General features: G+C 59.5%; 20 protein-coding genes. 7 read left to right on the top strand and 13 right to left on the bottom strand.

Annotation, left to right across the window (positions count from 1 at the left end):
* Window positions 1–50 precede the first annotated feature (50 nt).
* A complete protein-coding gene (locus DSM110093_RS05260; protein ID WP_243267006.1) occupies window positions 51–1,493 on the bottom strand; it encodes a hypothetical protein in 1,443 nt (480 codons plus the stop codon).
* A 194-nt stretch (window positions 1,494–1,687) separates the two neighbouring features.
* Between DSM110093_RS05260 and DSM110093_RS05255 the strand changes: the two genes are divergently transcribed.
* Window positions 1,688–2,434, top strand: a complete 747-nt coding sequence (locus tag DSM110093_RS05255) for a WecB/TagA/CpsF family glycosyltransferase (RefSeq protein WP_243267005.1) — start codon at window positions 1,688–1,690, stop codon at window positions 2,432–2,434.
* Window positions 2,435–2,437: 3 nt separating this feature from the next.
* On the opposite strand, the gene DSM110093_RS05250 is transcribed toward DSM110093_RS05255, so the two are convergent.
* From DSM110093_RS05250 to DSM110093_RS05235, 4 genes are all read right to left on the bottom strand, one after another.
* Window positions 2,438–3,370, bottom strand: a complete 933-nt coding sequence (locus DSM110093_RS05250; RefSeq protein WP_243267004.1) for a glycosyltransferase family 2 protein — start codon at window positions 3,368–3,370, stop codon at window positions 2,438–2,440.
* The gene (locus DSM110093_RS05245; protein WP_243267003.1) at window positions 3,367–4,467 is read right to left on the bottom strand and encodes a glycosyltransferase family 2 protein; all 1,101 of its coding nucleotides are present in this window, start codon (window positions 4,465–4,467) and stop codon (window positions 3,367–3,369) included. The genes DSM110093_RS05250 and DSM110093_RS05245 overlap by 4 nt, the downstream gene beginning before the upstream one ends.
* Window positions 4,468–4,524: 57 nt before the next feature.
* Window positions 4,525–5,352, bottom strand: a complete 828-nt coding sequence (locus tag DSM110093_RS05240) for a GGDEF domain-containing protein (protein ID WP_347568635.1) — start codon at window positions 5,350–5,352, stop codon at window positions 4,525–4,527.
* A 182-nt stretch (window positions 5,353–5,534) separates the two neighbouring features.
* Complete coding sequence (locus DSM110093_RS05235; RefSeq protein ID WP_243267001.1) at window positions 5,535–6,119, bottom strand: heme NO-binding domain-containing protein; 585 nt, start codon at window positions 6,117–6,119, stop codon at window positions 5,535–5,537.
* 194 nt (window positions 6,120–6,313) lie between these two features.
* On the opposite strand from DSM110093_RS05235, the gene DSM110093_RS05230 reads away from it, so the two are divergent.
* The 3 genes from DSM110093_RS05230 (at window position 6,314) to DSM110093_RS05220 (ending at window position 7,694) form a co-directional block, all read left to right on the top strand.
* Entirely contained in the window at window positions 6,314–6,460 is a 147-nt protein-coding gene (locus DSM110093_RS05230) for a hypothetical protein (protein ID WP_156505607.1), read from the top strand.
* A gap of 65 nt (window positions 6,461–6,525) precedes the next feature.
* Window positions 6,526–7,173: a DUF998 domain-containing protein gene (locus DSM110093_RS05225; protein WP_243267000.1), complete on the top strand. Its 648-nt coding sequence runs from the start codon at window positions 6,526–6,528 to the stop codon at window positions 7,171–7,173.
* Window positions 7,173–7,694, top strand: a complete 522-nt coding sequence (locus tag DSM110093_RS05220) for a YetF domain-containing protein (RefSeq protein ID WP_243266999.1) — start codon at window positions 7,173–7,175, stop codon at window positions 7,692–7,694. Before DSM110093_RS05225 ends, DSM110093_RS05220 begins: the two co-directional genes overlap by 1 nt.
* A gap of 16 nt (window positions 7,695–7,710) precedes the next feature.
* On the opposite strand, the gene DSM110093_RS05215 is transcribed toward DSM110093_RS05220, so the two are convergent.
* Together DSM110093_RS05215 and DSM110093_RS05210 are read right to left on the bottom strand one after the other, a co-directional pair.
* Entirely contained in the window at window positions 7,711–8,406 is a 696-nt protein-coding gene (locus DSM110093_RS05215) for an HAD family hydrolase (RefSeq protein ID WP_243266998.1), read from the bottom strand.
* Window positions 8,397–8,681 carry a DUF3572 domain-containing protein gene (locus tag DSM110093_RS05210; RefSeq protein ID WP_093926739.1) on the bottom strand — a complete coding sequence of 95 codons (285 nt, stop codon included), beginning with the start codon at window positions 8,679–8,681 and terminating at the stop codon, window positions 8,397–8,399. The genes DSM110093_RS05215 and DSM110093_RS05210 overlap by 10 nt, the downstream gene beginning before the upstream one ends.
* A 96-nt stretch (window positions 8,682–8,777) precedes the next feature.
* Between DSM110093_RS05210 and DSM110093_RS05205 the strand changes: the two genes are divergently transcribed.
* Both DSM110093_RS05205 and DSM110093_RS05200 read left to right on the top strand, forming a co-directional pair.
* Entirely contained in the window at window positions 8,778–10,172 is a 1,395-nt protein-coding gene (locus DSM110093_RS05205) for a diguanylate cyclase (RefSeq protein ID WP_243266997.1), read from the top strand.
* A 161-nt stretch (window positions 10,173–10,333) separates the two neighbouring features.
* On the top strand, window positions 10,334–11,260 hold the full coding sequence (locus tag DSM110093_RS05200; RefSeq protein ID WP_243266996.1) for a DMT family transporter: 927 nt from the start codon (window positions 10,334–10,336) through the stop codon (window positions 11,258–11,260).
* Here the strand turns inward: DSM110093_RS05200 and DSM110093_RS05195 are convergent.
* Window positions 11,196–11,891, bottom strand: coding sequence for a thiamine pyrophosphokinase (locus tag DSM110093_RS05195; RefSeq protein ID WP_243266995.1), 696 nt, complete (start codon window positions 11,889–11,891; stop codon window positions 11,196–11,198). The genes DSM110093_RS05200 and DSM110093_RS05195 overlap by 65 nt on opposite strands.
* Window positions 11,892–11,944: 53 nt before the next feature.
* On the opposite strand from DSM110093_RS05195, the gene DSM110093_RS05190 reads away from it, so the two are divergent.
* Window positions 11,945–14,161, top strand: coding sequence for a hypothetical protein (locus tag DSM110093_RS05190; RefSeq protein WP_243266994.1), 2,217 nt, complete (start codon window positions 11,945–11,947; stop codon window positions 14,159–14,161).
* A gap of 58 nt (window positions 14,162–14,219) precedes the next feature.
* Here the strand turns inward: DSM110093_RS05190 and DSM110093_RS05185 are convergent, their stop codons facing one another.
* From DSM110093_RS05185 to nthA, 5 genes are all read right to left on the bottom strand, one after another.
* Window positions 14,220–14,447, bottom strand: a complete 228-nt coding sequence (locus DSM110093_RS05185) for a DUF2842 domain-containing protein (RefSeq protein ID WP_243266993.1) — start codon at window positions 14,445–14,447, stop codon at window positions 14,220–14,222.
* 4 nt (window positions 14,448–14,451) lie between these two features.
* On the bottom strand, window positions 14,452–15,747 hold the full coding sequence (locus DSM110093_RS05180) for an adenylosuccinate synthase (RefSeq protein ID WP_243266992.1): 1,296 nt from the start codon (window positions 15,745–15,747) through the stop codon (window positions 14,452–14,454).
* Window positions 15,748–15,837: 90 nt separating this feature from the next.
* Window positions 15,838–16,164: a nitrile hydratase accessory protein gene (locus DSM110093_RS05175; RefSeq protein ID WP_243266991.1), complete on the bottom strand. Its 327-nt coding sequence runs from the start codon at window positions 16,162–16,164 to the stop codon at window positions 15,838–15,840.
* On the bottom strand, window positions 16,161–16,835 hold the full coding sequence (gene nthB / locus DSM110093_RS05170; protein WP_243266990.1) for a nitrile hydratase subunit beta: 675 nt from the start codon (window positions 16,833–16,835) through the stop codon (window positions 16,161–16,163). The genes DSM110093_RS05175 and nthB overlap by 4 nt, the downstream gene beginning before the upstream one ends.
* Entirely contained in the window at window positions 16,832–17,449 is a 618-nt protein-coding gene (gene nthA, locus DSM110093_RS05165) for a nitrile hydratase subunit alpha (RefSeq protein ID WP_243266989.1), read from the bottom strand. Before nthA ends, nthB begins: the two co-directional genes overlap by 4 nt.
* Window positions 17,450–17,498 lie beyond the last annotated feature (49 nt).

The raw sequence follows: 17,498 nt of genomic DNA, 5'->3' as shown, positions 1-17,498 counted from the left end.
GCGTGCCGCAACGTCAATTTCGCTTCACATCGCAGTGATCAGCGCGCGGTTTAAAAAACCGTCCGCTTGCGCGCGATAACGGGGGGTGTGACCTCGCTTGCGATATTCAGACCTGACCGCGCGCCTGCTAGGGCCTCGGCATGGCCAAGGATTGCCCCGGCAGTAAGCCAAGTCAGCGGGGTCAGCGTCGCGTTCAGCAACATGTCCATCATGGTAATCCCCAAGATCAAAAGCAGCGGTGCGATCCAAGGGGATAGGCCTGCATCCCCACGACGGTAGAGGTATAGGCCCATCAAGAAGATCGGCAATGCCAACAGCCCCATTTCACACAGGTAGCCAACCCATCCAAAGGATCCGAATACGATGATCCAGCGCCCATCGGGGATCGAGAGGATACTGCCGGTGGTCGCATCCCGGATCAAGTTACGCCCCCATCCGCCCCAGCCGAACCACGGCTTTTCGGCCGCTCGTTCAAGAAGTTGCTCTTCGTTCATGAAACGGTAGCTCAGCGAATTTGCCCGCTCTGCGCTGATCGCCTCGGCTTGGGCCACAAGTGCCTCAAGCGGGACCAGACCAGCGTTGCGCAGCATAGGATAGATCATCGCAACAGCCGCAAAGACAACCGCCAACCGTATTTGCCACCGCGTGGGCAACAACAGCACCGTCGGCACCAGCAGCAGCGCATAGGCCATAGAGGCAAGGCTTTTGCACAGCAGCAGCACCACGGTCAAATAGACTGCCAGAAACAACATCTTCCATCGGCTGATAACCGGGCTTTGCCGCGCCAGCGCCACCGTTGAGACCAATGCAATACACATGAACAATGCCAACCACAGCGCGTGGGGCAAGAAGACGATGGGGCGGAACCCGCCGTTGCGCATCATCTGCTCGAATGAGTGTTGAAAGAACCCGTAAATCCAAGTGTTTAGCTGCGGCGAGAAGCGGATTTCAAACAACGACGGCACAGAATAGATCAGCCCGCCGATCATAAAAGCCAACAAAAGCTCGCGCAGCCCTTTCTCATCGGCAAGGAACTGACGTGCCAGCAAAAAGGGTACGAGCACCAGAACCTGGCCGATCAGAACAGAACCGATGTCGCGGATCGACAGCCCCGGCAAAGCATCCACCGGAAAGACAACCGGATCAAACCCCAAGATCGATTGAAACAAAATGGGATCGCCGTTGTTCAGAACCGTCGGTACGCCCGAAAACCAAAATCCCACGACCAACAGCCCCGCCATACGCGAAGCAGGCCAAAGCCGAAGCTTTTCTTGTGTGCCCAGCCAGATGATCAACAGCACGCTGAGGTTGGGGATCGACACTTTATCAAGCCCCGGCACCAGCGGCAGATTGAACTCTGTCAGCGGCGGCAGGAAAAGATAGCCGCCAAGGATCGACCAGATCAGTGCCCGTTGCAGCGGCAGGTTGCGAAACAGGCCCAAACAGACAATGGGCCAGATCAGCAGCATCATATAGGCGATGGGGTTAGGCATGATGTCCTTGCATGGGCCGAACGTTGGCCGCTGTAAATTACCATCTGGCCTGCGCACTGTCATCCCGCTAGTTTCATGGCGGGCAGTCTTTGGCATGGGCGTGGTTGTAAAATGACACATGATAACAGAGGCATGAAAGGCCATCTTCACACCACCGAAGTTGTGACCTTTGCGCTGCTTTGGCGAGAAGCGCTATGAAGTATGGCAAAGGCGACGCTGCCGTGGTGGTTAATGTGGCAACAAGGCCCGTATTGTTTCAGGCCCTGCGCAAACGCTTTGACAAGGGAGACGGATTCGCGCTCGCGACGCTGAACCTCGACCATCTGACAAAACTGCCAAGCGACCCAACCTTCGCTGCAGCATATAGCGCGCAGGACTTGATTGTTGCGGATGGCCGCCCCATAGTCTGGCTGTCGCAGCTAGCAAGGCAGCCGGTGGAGTTGATGCCCGGCTCTGATCTGATCCTGCCGCTATGTGAACTGGCAGCGGACCTATCGCTGCCCATCGCCTTTTTCGGCAGTGACCAAAGCGCGCTCAACGGCGCCGCCCGAGTGCTGCAAGCCCGGGTGCCGGGCCTTGAAATTTGTCACATCACAGCGCCACCAATGGGATTTGCCCCCTCAAGCCTTGAGGCCGATGCTGCCTTGCGTGAGATTGCGAAAAGCGGTGCGCGGCTGTGCTTTTTGGCGCTTGGCGCGCCCAAGCAAGAGATCCTCGCCGCGCGGGGGCGCGAGATCGCATCGGGGGTGGGGTTTGCTTCTGTCGGGGCTGGGTTGGATTTCCTTGCTAGACGGCAGCGGCGTGCGCCAAAGTGGATGCGGATGCTGTCTTTGGAATGGCTGTGGCGCACACTGCAAAGCCCGCTCCGAATGGTGCCGCGTTATGCGCGCTGTTTTGCAATCCTACCTCGGCTCACGTTTGATGCATGGCGGATGCGCTAGGCGTCAGCGGTATTCGATAATCCGCCCATCGCGCCGCATATGGTATTTCACAACGCCCAAAGCCTCGGGGAATTTTCCCAGCAGAGTGAACACCGCCCAAGCCGTCCCGCCCCGCCGGATCAACCGCAATAGTTGCATAGGATAGAGCAGGGCCAGAATAAGCGCAGCCCAAGGCATCAGCAGCGCCAACAACACGATCACCGCAGGCAAAAGCGCCCCCCAGAGCAGGGCGCGGCGTGTCTCGGCCACCCAATGGCGATCAGGGCCAGCACCATGAAGCGCGGCTCCTTCGGCAAAGGCATGCCCGGCGCGCAAGCTGCGCCGCCACCACTGGCCGAACCGCGTGATCTGCGCGTCATGCCATGTCATTTCTGCATCCAAACGCCATATCTGCCAGCTCGCCCGGCGCAGACGTTGGCAAAGCTCTGGCTCTTCCCCGGCAATCATCTCTGCCCGGTAGCCGCCGACAGTGCGCAGCGCGTGCAGGCGCATCAGGGCGTCACCGCCGCAGGCTTGGGCCTCTCCCACCGGCGTATCCCATTCGCGGTCAATCAGCGTGTTATATATCGACGCTTGGGGGCATTCCTCGCGCCGCCTGCCGCAAACCACAGCGATTTGCGGATGGGCATCTAAATGCGCCTCTGCCGCTTCCAGCCAGCCTGCCTGCAAGATGCAATCGCCATCAAGGAATTGCACCAGCGTGATGCCCTCCTCCAGCGCCGCGACGCCTGCATTGCGTGCCCGCGCGGCGGTAAACGGCTGTTGCATGTCCAGTTCAACCACCTCAGCCCCGAGCCCGTGCGCCATGGCGACAGAGCCGTCGGTTGAACCGCTATCGACATAAACCACCTGCGCCACCTGCCCCATCAGTGCCTGCAAAGACCGCTCCAAACGCGCACCTTCGTTGCGGCCGATGACAACGGCACCGATGCTCATGCGGCGCTTTCGTCACGCCAAGTGGCGACATGGGCGCTATAGGCCTCGGACGGCACCAGAAACCCAGCGCGGTACAAAAGTTCAACCCGGTTCCAACGCCGCGCATCCAATGAAAAGAGCGAGACATCGGGGTTCTGCCCAATCACCGCCATGCGCCGTGCGTCTTCGTTATGAGCCACATCGCCCGAGGCCAGCGTCGCCGCATCCCGGGTGACGGGGTCATTGGCGAATTTATAATGCTTTATCACCGCCGTCATATCCGCCACACGCAGCCCGCTGGAAAGATGCGGATGCGGAGCGGGAGTGACCTCTGGCCCGTTGAAAATAAGCGGGTGTTTGGTCAGGCAGCAATCTTCCCCAAACACCTTGCCGCGCACCCCACCAAAGGCAAATTTCACAGCATCGTTGGACAGGTCATTGTTGGTCAGCAGGGTCGAAAACTCTATGTCTGAACTATGGTAGTCGACTTTGCGCACGGCACTGATGTCGTAGTAGAGGAAGGCTTGCAGCGCCTGTTTGTAGGGCAGCCCAGCCGCAGCGGCGAGGGTGTTCTTGGGAAACATCTCAAGCATCTGAGCCGCCAAGGCGGTATAGCCCTGCTGCTCAAGATAGGCGGTTAGCCCCCTTATACCGATTTGAGAGCGCCCTTCGAAATCAAAGATTTCGTCCATATCGACATAAAGACACCAGCGGTTTTGCCCATAGGTCTGCGCCGGGTACTGCCGGATCAAGTCTTCGTATTGTGCAAGTGGCAGGGCGCTGCGGTCTATTATCGTGCCCTTCTGCGCCTTGATCCGGGCGATTGTGTCATCACGAGAGCCATTGTCGATAAATACAAAATGCCGCACGCCCATCGCACGGTAGTGGCGAAAGAACGCATCGAGGTAATAGCTGCCGTCCCGCACCAAGGCGATCAACACCACGTCACCCGGCGCCACATCAAGTTTGGTAGGCCCATGCAGATGCTGCAAAGAGGCGACAAAGCGCGCGCGGCGGCGGGCGTCTTTCAGGCGTTGCCGCAGGCGGCGGAACAGATGCAAGGGCGATTTCATGCTGAGGTGATACGACAGCGATCCTGTCCGGTCTACTACCCCCATGCCAAATCACGCCCGCGCAAAGTCTCACCAAGCGATTAGCTGCCGCATGCCCCCCTCTTAATCAGAAGCGGTAGGATCGAAGCCTGCGCCCCCCAGCAATGCCGGGCTATAGAAAGTGTGCCGTGCACGGCCTGCATGTTTTGAGGCATAAAGCGCAGTATCCGCATTGGCCAAAACCCCATCGCGTGAAGGCATGTCGCCGCGCTGGACCCAGACCGTGCCAATGCTGGCAGAGACATTGCAGACCTCACCTTTGAAATGGATAGGCTCTTCCAATCGGTCGATGATGCGCTGCCCGATCTGCTCCAACACATTTTCACTGCGCACATCGGGTAGGACCACAGTGAACTCATCCCCTCCCAGACGGACCACCATGTCGGAGCTGCGGGTCTCTTGCACCATAATCCGAGCGACCACCTGCAAAACATGATCGCCAGCGGCATGGCCAAGGCTGTCATTCACCGCTTTGAAATGATCAAGGTCAATGTGCATCACGGCAAACCCTTCCCCCGCCGCAATCAGCCGTTCCAGCACCGCGTTCAGCGCACGGCGGTTCTTTAGACCGGTCAATAGGTCGGTAAAGGCCTGCTCCTCCGCCGCAATGCGCGCCTCTTCTAAGCGCAGGTTCAAGCGACGGGAGGCTTCCATCGCGGCTGATTTCGCTTCCATAAGATAAAGCATCTCAATCGCCAGATCGGTCGCCGCGAAGTCTGCGTTGGTCAGCGCGTAATCCTGCACCCCGTCAAAAATAGAGATCCCAAATGAGAGGTTCACAATGGTTCGGCCATCGTCCAGCGGCACAAGCAGGCCTTTTAACTCAGTCCGGGGAGCATCGCGGAAAGCCAGATGGAGTTTCACGCCGGACGCACGCCGCAGATCGTCCATTCCGCGCATCGTGCGGGGTCGTTTGACGGTGACCGTATCCAGAAACAACTTCCCGGCTAGCGGTGACTGCGGCCGTAACTTCTGTATCGTCGGCCCCGCGTGACGGATCAACCCCGTTGAGGACAAGAGCAGATGCATTGGGCAAAGCCTGTCTAATACCTCCGTATCGTGGATCGCCCCACTCATGCCCGCGCCCCAAGTTCGAAGCTGCGACCTTCCGAAAAGTCCGCCTCAACGAGGATGATTTTGAGGGTTTCCATCCCGTCAGATCGCCCGCAATGCTCTAGCAGCACCAGCGCACCATAGTCGTCCGCCATGGCCCGCAAGACCCCCATCATCAGATAGCCATAGCCGACAAGCGGCGCCTCACAGATCAACAAATACTGACCATCGGGTTCTTCGCGCAACTCGATCCCAGGCAATCGAAGCTCTGACAACGCAAGGCGCGTGCGGTCTGGCAGCTCATCTAAAGATTGCAGAAAGTCGCGAAAACTTACCCCGCCAAATCGCAGCAATCGCCGCACGGCCGCATAGCCCCGTTGCGCCACAAGGAAGGTGCCGACATCCTCCATCACCTCCGCGCGGGGCCGCTCTAACACGGTGCAAACCGCATCAAGAACCGCTGGCGTGACATGATCCGGATAGGTCAGCATCGCCTCGAACTCGGTGAAACCCAACCCGGCCCGCGTGGCCACAGCGGACCAAAGCGCATGGCCATAGTTGGCACAAAAGTAGTTTTGAATGCTGCGGTTTATAAGCCCGTGCATGACTGCCTCATTCCCATTTTTCCCGCAGCTAGAATGCGGGTGCAGTGGTTAAGATTGGCCTGATAATTCCAGTTGTTCGGAAATTGCTTTGCGTTGGCAGGCCATTTGCGCGGAACCGGGGCGATCAAAGAAGCGTTTGATGGTTAAGGTTAGCACAGTGTCTTTCCTCAATGCACAGCGATGGAGAAGTTCCCATGAGTGATGATCCCAAACACCCCAAAGACGAAAACAAGACACCACCCAAAAAGCCCCAAGAAGACCTGCACCGCCCAGAGGCCACGTTGGACGAAGCCCCCGCGGGCAGCCCCAATGCCGAAGAACGCTCGCGGCTTTCAGATTAACAACTTTCGCCTGACCGCATCACAGGATGCATCAACAACAAAGCACCCAAGATGAGTTTCACCAGATGAGCAACAACGTCACGGCACCCCGGCCGCACAGCGCGCCGGGGTTTATAGTATGCCTTGGCTGGGTTGCGATCCTTGGCTGCGTGGTTTTCACCGTCTCGATCCTGATCGCAGATTTCGTGGTGCCAGATCATGATTGGATGGCAGATACGATCAGCGATCTGGGCGCAGGTCGGTATGAGTTCATCGTCGACATCGGCATCTATGCCTTCTCCGCCGCTCTGATTGCCTGCGCCTTGCTATGCGCTCATGTGCATTTCGGCGGGGCGTGGTGGAGCAGTGGAACAATTGGTCTCGCTCTCCTTGGGCTCATCGTCTTTCTGGTCGGCGCAAGAAACGAATACGGAGATCGCGATTCTGATGGCGTGGTAATCCATATCTATCTGGTCTACGCGCTTGGGCTGATCATGCTGACCGTCCCTTGGATGCTGTCCAATGGGTTTGCCAATATCTCGCCCGTTGTTGCGAAAGCGATGAAGGGCATTTCACTGATCTGGCTGGTATCCGCACCTCCGTTCTTCTTTCTTCCCACGGGGATCGACGGAATATACGAGCGTTACCTCGGTCTTATCGCAATGGCCATGGTGGTGCTCTTGGGGCGGTTCTTTATCCAGCGCGGCACCGCGCTACGCGAAAGGAAAAGCTGATGTTTTTTGAGAATGTTCCACTCGATATTGTCGCCCGCGCGCTGTTGCTTTCTTCTATCGCGTTGATCTGGGTGATATTTGTCGTGCGCGTTATCGGTTTACGCACCTTTTCGAAAATGACTGCCTTTGATTTTGTCGCAACTGTCGCGACCGGTTCTCTGCTTGCCGGGGCCTGTCAGGCAACGACGTGGCCGGAATTTGCGCAGCCTACGCTGGCAATTTCGGCCCTGCTCGGTGCGCAGTTTGTAATCGCACGTGGGCGGCAAGCGTCTGATCGGTTTGAACAGACCGTGCAGAATGAACCTGTGATCCTGATGCGTGATGGGCAGATTTCTGACGACGCCCTGCGCGAAACCCGCGTGGCCCGCGCCGATCTGATAGCCAAGTTGCGCGAGGCTAATGCCATGCGATTTTCAGACGTACGCGCAGTCGTGCTTGAGACGACGGGCGATATTTCGGTCCTGCATGGGGATGAACTAGAAGACCGGGTACTTGAAGGCGTACGCGAGATCACGGCTTGAGACGGATGTGCCGCGCTCAAGTTAGATAGCCCAGCAAATGCCCAATGTCTGGCAGCACGATATCTGCGTGCAGAGCAAGCTCTTCGGCAGTGGCGGGACCGGTCAGGACAGCCACGCGCAGCATCCCCGCCACACGTGCCGCTTCGAGATCGTGAACACTATCTCCGATCATTGCGATGGTACTTTCGGGCAAGTTCACATGGGCCGCAAAGGCGTGCAACTGACCCGGAGAGGGCTTGCCCCCGTGGCCGGTATCGAAACCCGCGATAAAATCGAACATATCATTCACCCCAGCCGCTACCAGATGCGCCCGCGCGGGATGCTCTGCATCGTTGGTGGCAACGCCAAGGTGAAGCCCCTGATCGCGAAGTCGCTGTAGGAACGGCCTGAGTGGTACCGCTTCGCGCTGTGGTGCGCGGCCGGCCTCCATATTAACCATCTCTAGCAAAGCCGAAGGCGTTTGAGCAGGGAAATGCGGGGCCAGAGCTTGGACAACCTGCTGAGGTGTGCCAGCGATGGCGATACTGTCGCGGGCAAAACGGCGCGGGGCGAAATCAAAGCCGATGTCCGCACCGACCCGCGTGGCAAAGCTGCGATCCCCGTTGCAGGCGCGCAGCAGGAAGGCTTCGGCCCATGGTTCCCACGTCGCGGCAAAGTCGAACAAGGTGCCATCCTTGTCGAACAGCAGACCCTTAATGTGTTTTAAGTCCAATGCACCTGCTCCCCGCCGGGCAGGGCTGCGCGGGCTTGCATGATCCGCTCATAGGAAATGGCGAGGTGATCGCAAAAGCCGATAACCCAAGCATCATCCATCATCAGAAAATCAAGCACTGCCCCTAGAAAGATAGGGTCGCTGGCCTGAGTTTTCAGATCAGCCTCCGAGGCGCCGGTGCTGCCTAGGAACACGGGCAACAAATCGTCATTGGCCGCCAACCAAGCAAGCGCTTGAAGCGCTAAGGTCTCGGCGGTGTCTTGAGTGTAGGACATGTGAACCGTCTTCCGCAGTAGAGTGGAAACCCTTTGTTAACCTTTAGGGACCAAAAACTATGTCATCAAACTGATTTGTACGGTGAAGGAGTTGTCGTGCAAGGGACCATCCTTATTGCAGATGCGATTGCGACCAATCGCATCGCCCTAAAGGTCAAGCTTTGTGCGGCATATTATCAGGTCGTTCAGGCCGAAGATATGCAGCAGGCCTTGGCCGCTGTACAGGACAACCCGCCTGACCTTGTGATCTGCGCGCTAACCCTGCCCGGTGGCGGGGCCGCCGATCTATGCGAAGCCTTAAGGGCCTCTGCCGATACCGCGCAGCTTCCGGTCTTGGCCATCGGGAACGGGGACCAATCAATAGACAGGCTCGCTGCGCTGGAAGCGGGGGCAAGTGATGTGCTGTTAAAGCCGCTCGATTCAACATTGCTGCTGGGCCGAGCGCGCAGTCTGATCCGCGCCCGCAATGCAGCGGACGAATGGGAAATGCGTGATGAAACCACCCGCGCGCTTGGTCTGGCGGAACCTGCGGCAGAATTCACGGCCCGCAGCCATTGTGTGCTGATCCATTCAGACAACACAACCTGCGTGAACTGGGCCAACCAACTACGCCCTTTATTGGACGCGCGGTTGACGCTTGCCAACACCGAAGAGGCCATTCGCGCGACATCCAGCAATATGCCACCTGATGCTTTCGTTTTGGTTTTGCCCACAGAGTCCAATAGCGCCACGGCGGCACTGCGGCTGATCTCGGCGCTGCGTGCCAATGCTCAGACCCGCTATGCTGGTTTATTGGTGGTTCAACTGGCCCCTGACACCGCACAGGCGGCCACCGCACTTGATCTGGGCGCCGACGACATAATGACCGACGGCTTCAACACAGCCGAAATGGTCCTGCGCCTACATGCAGTTCTGAGCCGCAAACGCATGACGGACCAGTTGCGCGATATGGTGCGTACCGGGCTGAAAGCTGCGGTATTTGATCCGCTCACGGGGCTGCACAACCGCCGCTATGCCCTCCCCCACCTTCGCCGCATTGCAGAGCACGCCTTTGAAACGGCGCGGCCCTTTGCGGTGATGGTCGCCGATCTGGATCACTTTAAAGGCATCAATGACCGCTACGGTCATGCGGCTGGGGATTCGGTATTGGTGCAAACCGCGGAACGGCTGCGCAACAATCTGCGCGGGATGGACCTTGTCGCGAGGATCGGAGGAGAGGAGTTTCTTATCGTGATGCCCGGCACAAATTTCTCCGATGCGGAATCGGCCGCCGCAGATATTTGCGCCGATATTGGCAATCGCGGTTTCGTCGTGCCCGGAACGCCACTGCCAGTGCATGTCACGATCAGCATTGGCCTCTCTATCGGGCCGAGTGGTGATGACGGTAATCCGCTCTCGCCAGAAGCCCTAATGGCGCAGGCAGACCGGGCGCTCTATTCTGCGAAGTCTCACGGACGGAATCGAGTAAATTTAAGCCGCCCAGCGGCCTAGCTGCGCGGCGCAGATTAACACTCGCCTCTGCCTCTGCCTCTGCCTCTGCCTCTGCCTCTGCCTCTGCCTCTGCCTCTGCCTCTGCCTAGATGCCGCGATAGGTGGGCAGATAATTACAACCAAAGATTGCACCCAGCGGCGATCTTCCGTAGCGTATTTCAATGCAGCAGGATCGCCCTCTCGTCGGAATAGCCCTCATGATGGGTTTTTGCATTCTAGCCCCCGTGGGCGATGCGGTGGCCAAACTGCTTGGCGCTTCGGTCCCGCTTGGGCAGGTCGTGCTTATCCGTTTTGCCGTTCAAGCGCTGATCCTTATACCTTTCGTCTGGGCATCAGGTCGCGCGTGGCGCATGCGGGGGCGCGTACTCTGGCTTACCCTTCTGCGAACCATCCTGCACATCGCGGGTATCGCTGCGATGTTCACAGCACTCAAGTATCTCCCTTTGGCCGATGCCGTTGCCATTGCCTTTGTCATGCCTTTTATCATGCTGCTGCTCGGCAAGTTTATCCTGAAGGAAGAAGTCGGTTCTCGTCGTCTGGGCGCCAGCATCGTTGGATTTCTCGGCACGCTTCTTATCGTTCAGCCCAGTTTCGTTAATGTCGGATGGCCTGCACTGCTGCCCATCATGGTGGCGGTGGTCTTTTCATTTTTCATGCTGGTCACCCGCCAGATCGCAAAACAAACCGACCCGATCAGCCTTCAGGCCGTCAGCGGCGTGATGGCGGTATTGATCATCCTACCTCTACTCGCTCTTGGCTCTGCAACCGACATCGCACCGCTACAGATCATCCGGCCCGATGCAGTGGATTGGACCCTCCTGCTGGGCATTGGGATTCTCGGCACCATCGCCCATTTGTTGATGACATGGTCCTTGCGCTTTGCCCCATCGGCCACGCTGGCTCCGATGCAATATCTTGAGATCCCTTTCGCCACACTGCTGGGGTTGCTCATCTTTTCCGATTTGCCAAACCCTTTGGCGGGCTTGGGCATCCTGATCACCGTCGGTGCGGGTCTTTATGTGATTATGCGCGAGCGGGCCACGGCACGTGCACTGGCCGCAGCAATTGCGCCGCCAGTGGCGCCATAAGGCGGCGCGGCAGGATCAGCAACATATCCGGCCCTGAAATCTCAAGCTTTACCGGCCCCAAGGCGCGGTTAGACGTCCCAATTCGTCCTCCGGGGGCAAAGTCCAACCCGTCAATCGGCCATTCCAATCCAACGCTGCGCCCCTGAACCGGGGCCAGCGGCATAAGGGACACCACATCCCCCGCCGCCGTGGGCAGCGTGATCTGGGGCGGTGCCAGCAGCACGATCTCCTGTGCGCCCAGCAAAATGCAAGGCAGATGCGGATGGGCCGCAAGCGTATTAAAAGCCGCCAACTGGTGGTCCACCCGCGCCCCGGTAAAACCAACTCCCAAGACCAATGGCGCGTTGATCCGGGTGAGCGCCTTTTCGAAATCTGTGCTCTCTTGTTCGGTAATCCGGTGGCACCGCTCGGATGGCACCTGCGCCAATACCTCAGCCGGTGTGGAATCCAGATCGCCGATAAGAGCCGTCAATGGCACCCCCGCCGCCACGGCCAGCGCGGCACCGCTGTCGGCCGCGACACAGGTTGGGGCCAATGCCAACGCTGCCTCCAGATCCCCTTCAAAGACCTCCCCACCACCGATCAACGTGACTGGACCGCTGTCCCGAACTATGTAGTCTGTAGTGGTCAATTAACGCCCCTTTTGGAAATCTGCCTTAATCTTGCCTTGAAATCATACGTTGAATGGCACAGATTCGAGCCGCTTTGGTCTTGGACATCGTGGTAAACAATATCTGCAACACCGCAGAGGACGAGCATCCGATGATGAACAGCAACAAAATCTTGACGGTCTCCTATGGCACTTTTTCGTGCACGCTGGAAGGCTTCGACGATTCCTTTGGCACCATGAAGGCCATTGCCGAATATTTCCGCGACCTGGCCTCGGATGACCGCTACTTCGGTGCCGAACCGCCGCAGCCCGACGCCGACATGCTGGCGCGGATCGCCCAAAAAGAGGTTTCCCGCCGGGTTCAGGCCCGCGAGCAGGAAGGCAAGATCGTGCTGAGCGCGCTGGAAGATCACAGCGCCGAAGCGCAAGCCCAAGCTCCTGCGGCTGATACCGCCTCTGTGCAGGCCGAAGCCACGACGCCCGAAGCGCCCCGCAGTGCAGAGCCAGCGCCAACACAGCAAGAAGCACCGGCCCCGCTCAAGGCTGAGATTGCCGATACTGCCGCTGTTGCAACGCCTGCTGCGCCCGAAGCCGAGATCGCAGACACCGCCATGATGACCGAGCCTGCCCCTGCGGCGGCCCCTGTCGCTGCAGCACCGGCGCCCACAACAGACAATGATGATGCCAACGATGCGGAAGCATTCTTTGCCGCCAGCCCGCAGCCGCAGTCCCATTACGAGGACGAAGCGCAGACTGCCACGGCAGAAGAAATTCCGGCAGCAAATGCGGCACCTGCCGACAGCATCGCCGCCAAACTGCAACGCATTCGCGCCGTTGTCGCCCAGCAGGACGAGGACGACGCAGCGGGCTATGACGAGGAAAAGGCCGCCGCCACTCCGGACGTAGCATCTGCCGCAGCCGCCCCCCGTGCGGAGGCCGAAGACAACCAAGCCGCCATCGCCGCCGCCCGCCGTGACATCGAAGATGCGCTGGACGCCGACGAAGCCACGCAAATGGCCGAAGCTGATGTTGAAGAGGAAGACGACGATCTTGCCGACATCCTCAACCGTCTTGATGCCGGTGAGGAAGATGAAGTTGAATCCGTTGAGACTGACGATAGCCTCTTTGACGCAGACGCCGAAATCACACCGGAAATCGACGCTGCCGATCTGCCCCGCCAAGGCCGGGTAATCAAAGTCAAACGTGCGGACCTTGAAGCCGCCGTGGCGCGTGGCGATCTGGAAGAAGTCTCTGTCGAGACACCAACGGAAGCCCCTGCCGCAAAAGCAGAAGAGAAACGCAGTTCGACCCTTTCTGACGAAGACGAAGATGAATTGGCCCGTGAGTTGGCAGCTTTGGAAGCCGAACTTGGTGGTGCCGCCCCCTTGCAAGTGGAAGAGACGCCTAAGCCAGAGGTCGAAATGGCTGAGGAAGAGGTGTCGCTCGCTGAGGAGGAAGATTTCGCGCCTGCCGCAGAGATTGAGTTGGCCGAGCAAGCAGAGCCTGCCGAGGCAGCAGCAGAAGATATTGCCCCCGCGGCAGCGGCCGAAGACGCACCCGAACTGGCCGAGGGAGAAGTTGAGCCTGCCCAAGCCGCACGTCACAGCCTGCCTACTATCGACGATGAAGCCGGCCCGGACATGTCGCGCCTGATGGCAGAAACTGACAACAAAATGGGCGAGGCAGAGAGCACCACGCGCCGCGATGCTTTTGCCCATCTGCGTGCCGCCGTCGCTGCGAAAAAGGCAGACGAGGCCATGGGGGGCCGGGCTACGACCGAAACCTCGGACGACGCTTACCGCGAAGATCTGGCCGATGTGGTCCGCCCGCGCCGTCCGGTTAGCCGCCCTGTGCGGACTGAGCGTCCCTCAAGCGATGCCCGCCCCGCCCCGCTGAAACTGGTGGCCGAGCAGCGCATCGACGTAGACAAACTGCGCAGCGCTGGCCCCGTGCGTCCGCGCCGTGTGGCCGCAGTGGTCGAGCCGGTTAAGGCCAACCCCGATGCCGAAAGCTTTGCCGATTTTGCCGCCGACATGGGTGCCACCAAACTGCCCGAACTGCTCGAAGCGGCGGCGTCATATATGTCTTTTGTCGAGGGTCGTGATCAATTCTCGCGCCCACAACTGATGGGCAAGGTGCGCTCGGTCGGTCTGCCGGACTTCACCCGCGAAGACGGGCTGCGCTCTTTCGGTCAGCTGCTCCGCGCGGGCAAGATCGAAAAGATCAAAGGTGGGCGGTTCACCGTTTCGGATGAGATCGGCTACCGCCCCGATCACCGCGCCGTGGGTTAAGCCCCGGCCATAGTGCAGATACGAAAAAGCGCCCCGAGGGGCGCTTTTTTATTAGGTGTTACTGATCGTCGCCCGCATCCGGGTCCGCCTGTCCAATGCCCTTAAAGACAAATTTGAACGGCAGCGCCCAAACGATGCCAAGGACGACATAGATGCCAAGCTCAAGCAGCACCGGCGGGCGGTCGAATTGGGCCACCGTCCAGACCGCCACCGCGATATAGCTTGGCAGCCCGATCAGCAGGATCACCAGCGCCCAACGGCGACGTGCTTTGTAGCTCAGCGCCATCAGATCAATCCGCGAAAGGGTCGGTCACCAGAATGGTGTCCTCCCGCTCGGGAGAGGTGGAGACGAGTGCGACGGGGCATTGGATCAACTCTTCGACCCGGCGCACATATTTGATCGCATTGGCGGGCAGATCGGCCCAGCTGCGCGCGCCCTCGGTCGATTCGGACCAGCCCGGCAGTTCTTCGTAGATCGGCACGCAGCGCGTCTGCTGTTCGGCGGCGGTCGGCAGATAGTCGAGCCGTTCGCCGTCCAGATCATAGCCCACGCAAACTTTCAGCGTCTCGAACCCATCGAGAACGTCAAGCTTGGTCAGGCAAATGCCGGTGATGCCCGAAGTCGCGCAGGTCTGCCGCAGCAGAGCAGCGTCGAACCAACCGCAACGGCGCTTGCGCCCGGTGGTGGTGCCGAACTCATGGCCCCGCTCACCCAAACGCTGGCCGTCGGCGTCTTCCAATTCGGTCGGGAACGGGCCTTCGCCGACGCGTGTGGTATAGGCTTTGACGATTCCCAGCACATAATCGATGGCGGTGGGGCCAAGGCCCACGCCGGTCGCCGCCTGCCCCGCGATCACATTCGACGACGTGACGAAGGGATAGGTGCCAAAGTCGATGTCCAGCAGCGCGCCCTGTGCACCTTCGAAGAGGATGCGTTTGCCCGCTTTGCGCTTTTCGGCCAGCACTTTCCAAACGGGTGCGGCGAAAGGCAGAATTTTCGGAGCGATTTCCTGCAGTTGCGCAATCAGCGCGTCGCGGTCGATGGCTTCAACGCCCAAACCTTTGCGCAGCGGATCATGGTGCTGCAGCGCCCGGTCAACGCGGGCTTCCAGGGTCGCAGGGTCCGCCAGATCGGCCACGCGGATGGCGCGGCGGCCCACTTTATCTTCGTAACAGGGGCCGATGCCGCGACCGGTGGTGCCGATCTTGGTGCCCTTGCTGGCCGCTTCTTCGCGGGCGCGGTCAAGTTCGCCGTGGAACGGCAGGATCAGCGGCGTGTTTTCCGCGATCATCAGGTTCTCGGGATTGATTTCAACGCCCTGCCCTTCGATCGTCTCGATCTCTTTCAACAGGTGCCACGGGTCCAGCACCACGCCATTGCCAATGACAGACAGCTTACCGCCGCGCACCACGCCCGAAGGCAGCGCGTGCAGCTTGTAAACTTTGCCGTCGATGACCAGAGTGTGGCCCGCGTTATGCCCGCCTTGAAAGCGTGCGATCACATCTGCGCGTTCGCTGAGCCAGTCAACGATCTTGCCTTTTCCCTCGTCACCCCATTGGGCGCCGACAACGACGACATTGGCCATGATATATTCCTTTGCGATGTCCCGCGCCCGTATAGCGACAGTGGCAGGCGTGTGAAACTCGAAAAACGCGCTTAGCGCCAGCGAGGGGATTTAGCCGCTCTGTGGATCGTTCAAATGCACCGGATCGCCATGCGGGGTGCTGAGATAGGCGGTCTCCCACCCGTCGCGTAGGGCGCGTAGATCGCCGGGACGGGCGTGGCCTGCATCAATCAGCAGGGTTTCGAGGGTTTCCAGCCAAGCGTTGAAGTAGTCTTCTCCACCGTTCAGTTCGCGCGCCAGCCCGTGCCGGGCAAGTTTCGCGCCAAACCGGTCGGCCCAAAAGGGCCAGTCGAAAAGGCCACTCTCGTTCAGATGCACCGTCAGCGCGAATAGCTGCGCATGCCAAGGCGCTTCAAAGGCCGGTTCCGGGGCGCTCATGTGGTTTCCAGATAGCTTTGCCACAGATCGAGAACGACCTCATCACGTGGATTTTCGGGATGCGCCCAGAGTTCGCTGGCCGGGAAGGCCACGGCATAAAGCGGCTCGGGCGCCTCGCCCAGATCATGGGCGTTGCTATCAGGCAAAACATGTGTGCCATGAAGGCGCAGCACCCGCCCTTTTGCTCCCGCGGCATAAGCGGGCAACCGGGTATGGCCACCGGGAACGATAGTGTTTTCGGGCTGTTTACGGGTGACGACAGCATCGCCGGGCGCGAAGAGCGGTACAATATCAGATGGTCGATCCGCCGGGCCGCCACGTGCCAGCACCCCTGCAACCTGCGGCGCTTTAAGCGTCTTTTCGGCCAGCGGGCTTGACGTAGGGTCAGCCGAGCCCGCGAGTTCCTCACGTGTGACCACCCCACGCGCGACCAGCATATCGGCCACGCCTGCGATCCATTTCTCGTAATAGGTGAATCGCGCATAATCAGTCGGTGACAGGCATTCCCGCGCATGGCGCGAGACATCAATATTCCATTTGCCCAATGCGCCGGTAGCCAAGGTCAGCGCCAAGGCGCGTGGGTGCCAATCGGCGTGAAAGATCACGTCTTCATCCTCGGGCGTCACTGTGCCATCGCCGAAACGCCCGCCCATGTCATGTACGCGGGTCATGGCGCTTTGGCCAATCCGGTACCGATCATACTGTCGCGGGTGACGAGATCACTCAGCGCATCAACATCCAGCCCTTCGCTGCCAGCAGGGCGCTGCGGAATGACCAGATAGCGAACCTCGGCGGTCGAGTCCCAGACCCGCACGGCGGTCTCTTCGGGCAGTTCGACGCCAAACTCTGTCAGCACCTTGCGCGGCTCACGCACCACGCGGGCGCGGTAAGCGTCGGATTTATACCAGCCGGGCGGGATGCCCAACAGCGGCCAAGGATAGCAACTGCATAGGGTGCAAACGACGATATTATGCACCTCGTCTGTATTTTCGACCGCGACCATATGCTCGCCCTGCCGCCCGAAAAAACCCATCTCTGCTACCACGGCGGTCGCATCCTCAAGCAGCGCCGCGCGAAAGTCAGGATCGCTCCACGTGCGGGCGACGACCTCGGCCCCGTTGCGCGGGCCGATGCGGTTTTCGTAGGTGTCGATGATCTCATCCAGCGCAGCGGGGTCGATCAGCCCCTTGCGCGTCAGCAGTGTCTCAAGCGCCTTGACCCTAAGCGCGGGTTCAGGCGGCAGCAGCGCATGGGGATGGTCGTGGTCTGAGCGATCATGTGGCATGACGGCAGATTGCCCGAGCCGTGATCGGCTGTCTATCGCCGAAAACGCA

The sequence above is a fragment of the Sulfitobacter sp. DSM 110093 genome, from assembly GCF_022788715.1.
Lineage (GTDB): Bacteria > Pseudomonadota > Alphaproteobacteria > Rhodobacterales > Rhodobacteraceae > Sulfitobacter.
The sequence above is the reverse complement of the archived record's forward strand: the minus strand, read 5'-3'. Positions and strand labels throughout refer to the sequence as shown.

Bases quoted from the DNA above. Each gene is read 5' to 3' on its own strand.
- DSM110093_RS05250 (WP_243267004.1), bottom strand. From the start codon at position 3,370: ATGAGCATCGGTGCCGTTGTCATCGGCCGCAACGAAGGTGCGCGTTTG.
- DSM110093_RS05180 (WP_243266992.1), bottom strand. From the start codon at position 15,747: ATGGCCAATGTCGTCGTTGTCGGCGCCCAATGGGGTGACGAGGGAAAA.
- DSM110093_RS05255 (WP_243267005.1), top strand. From the start codon at position 1,688: ATGAAGTATGGCAAAGGCGACGCTGCCGTGGTGGTTAATGTGGCAACA.
- DSM110093_RS05220 (WP_243266999.1), top strand. From the start codon at position 7,173: ATGTTTTTTGAGAATGTTCCACTCGATATTGTCGCCCGCGCGCTGTTG.
- DSM110093_RS05225 (WP_243267000.1), top strand. From the start codon at position 6,526: ATGAGCAACAACGTCACGGCACCCCGGCCGCACAGCGCGCCGGGGTTT.
- DSM110093_RS05260 (WP_243267006.1), bottom strand. From the start codon at position 1,493: ATGCCTAACCCCATCGCCTATATGATGCTGCTGATCTGGCCCATTGTC.
- nthA (WP_243266989.1), bottom strand. From the start codon at position 17,449: ATGCCACATGATCGCTCAGACCACGACCATCCCCATGCGCTGCTGCCG.
- DSM110093_RS05230 (WP_156505607.1), top strand. From the start codon at position 6,314: ATGAGTGATGATCCCAAACACCCCAAAGACGAAAACAAGACACCACCC.
- DSM110093_RS05245 (WP_243267003.1), bottom strand. From the start codon at position 4,467: ATGGGGGTAGTAGACCGGACAGGATCGCTGTCGTATCACCTCAGCATG.
- DSM110093_RS05210 (WP_093926739.1), bottom strand. From the start codon at position 8,681: ATGTCCTACACTCAAGACACCGCCGAGACCTTAGCGCTTCAAGCGCTT.
- DSM110093_RS05200 (WP_243266996.1), top strand. From the start codon at position 10,334: ATGCAGCAGGATCGCCCTCTCGTCGGAATAGCCCTCATGATGGGTTTT.
- DSM110093_RS05175 (WP_243266991.1), bottom strand. From the start codon at position 16,164: ATGAGCGCCCCGGAACCGGCCTTTGAAGCGCCTTGGCATGCGCAGCTA.
- DSM110093_RS05235 (WP_243267001.1), bottom strand. From the start codon at position 6,119: ATGCACGGGCTTATAAACCGCAGCATTCAAAACTACTTTTGTGCCAAC.
- DSM110093_RS05240 (WP_347568635.1), bottom strand. From the start codon at position 5,352: ATGGACGATCTGCGGCGTGCGTCCGGCGTGAAACTCCATCTGGCTTTC.
- DSM110093_RS05185 (WP_243266993.1), bottom strand. From the start codon at position 14,447: ATGGCGCTGAGCTACAAAGCACGTCGCCGTTGGGCGCTGGTGATCCTG.
- nthB (WP_243266990.1), bottom strand. From the start codon at position 16,835: ATGACCCGCGTACATGACATGGGCGGGCGTTTCGGCGATGGCACAGTG.
- DSM110093_RS05190 (WP_243266994.1), top strand. From the start codon at position 11,945: ATGGCACAGATTCGAGCCGCTTTGGTCTTGGACATCGTGGTAAACAAT.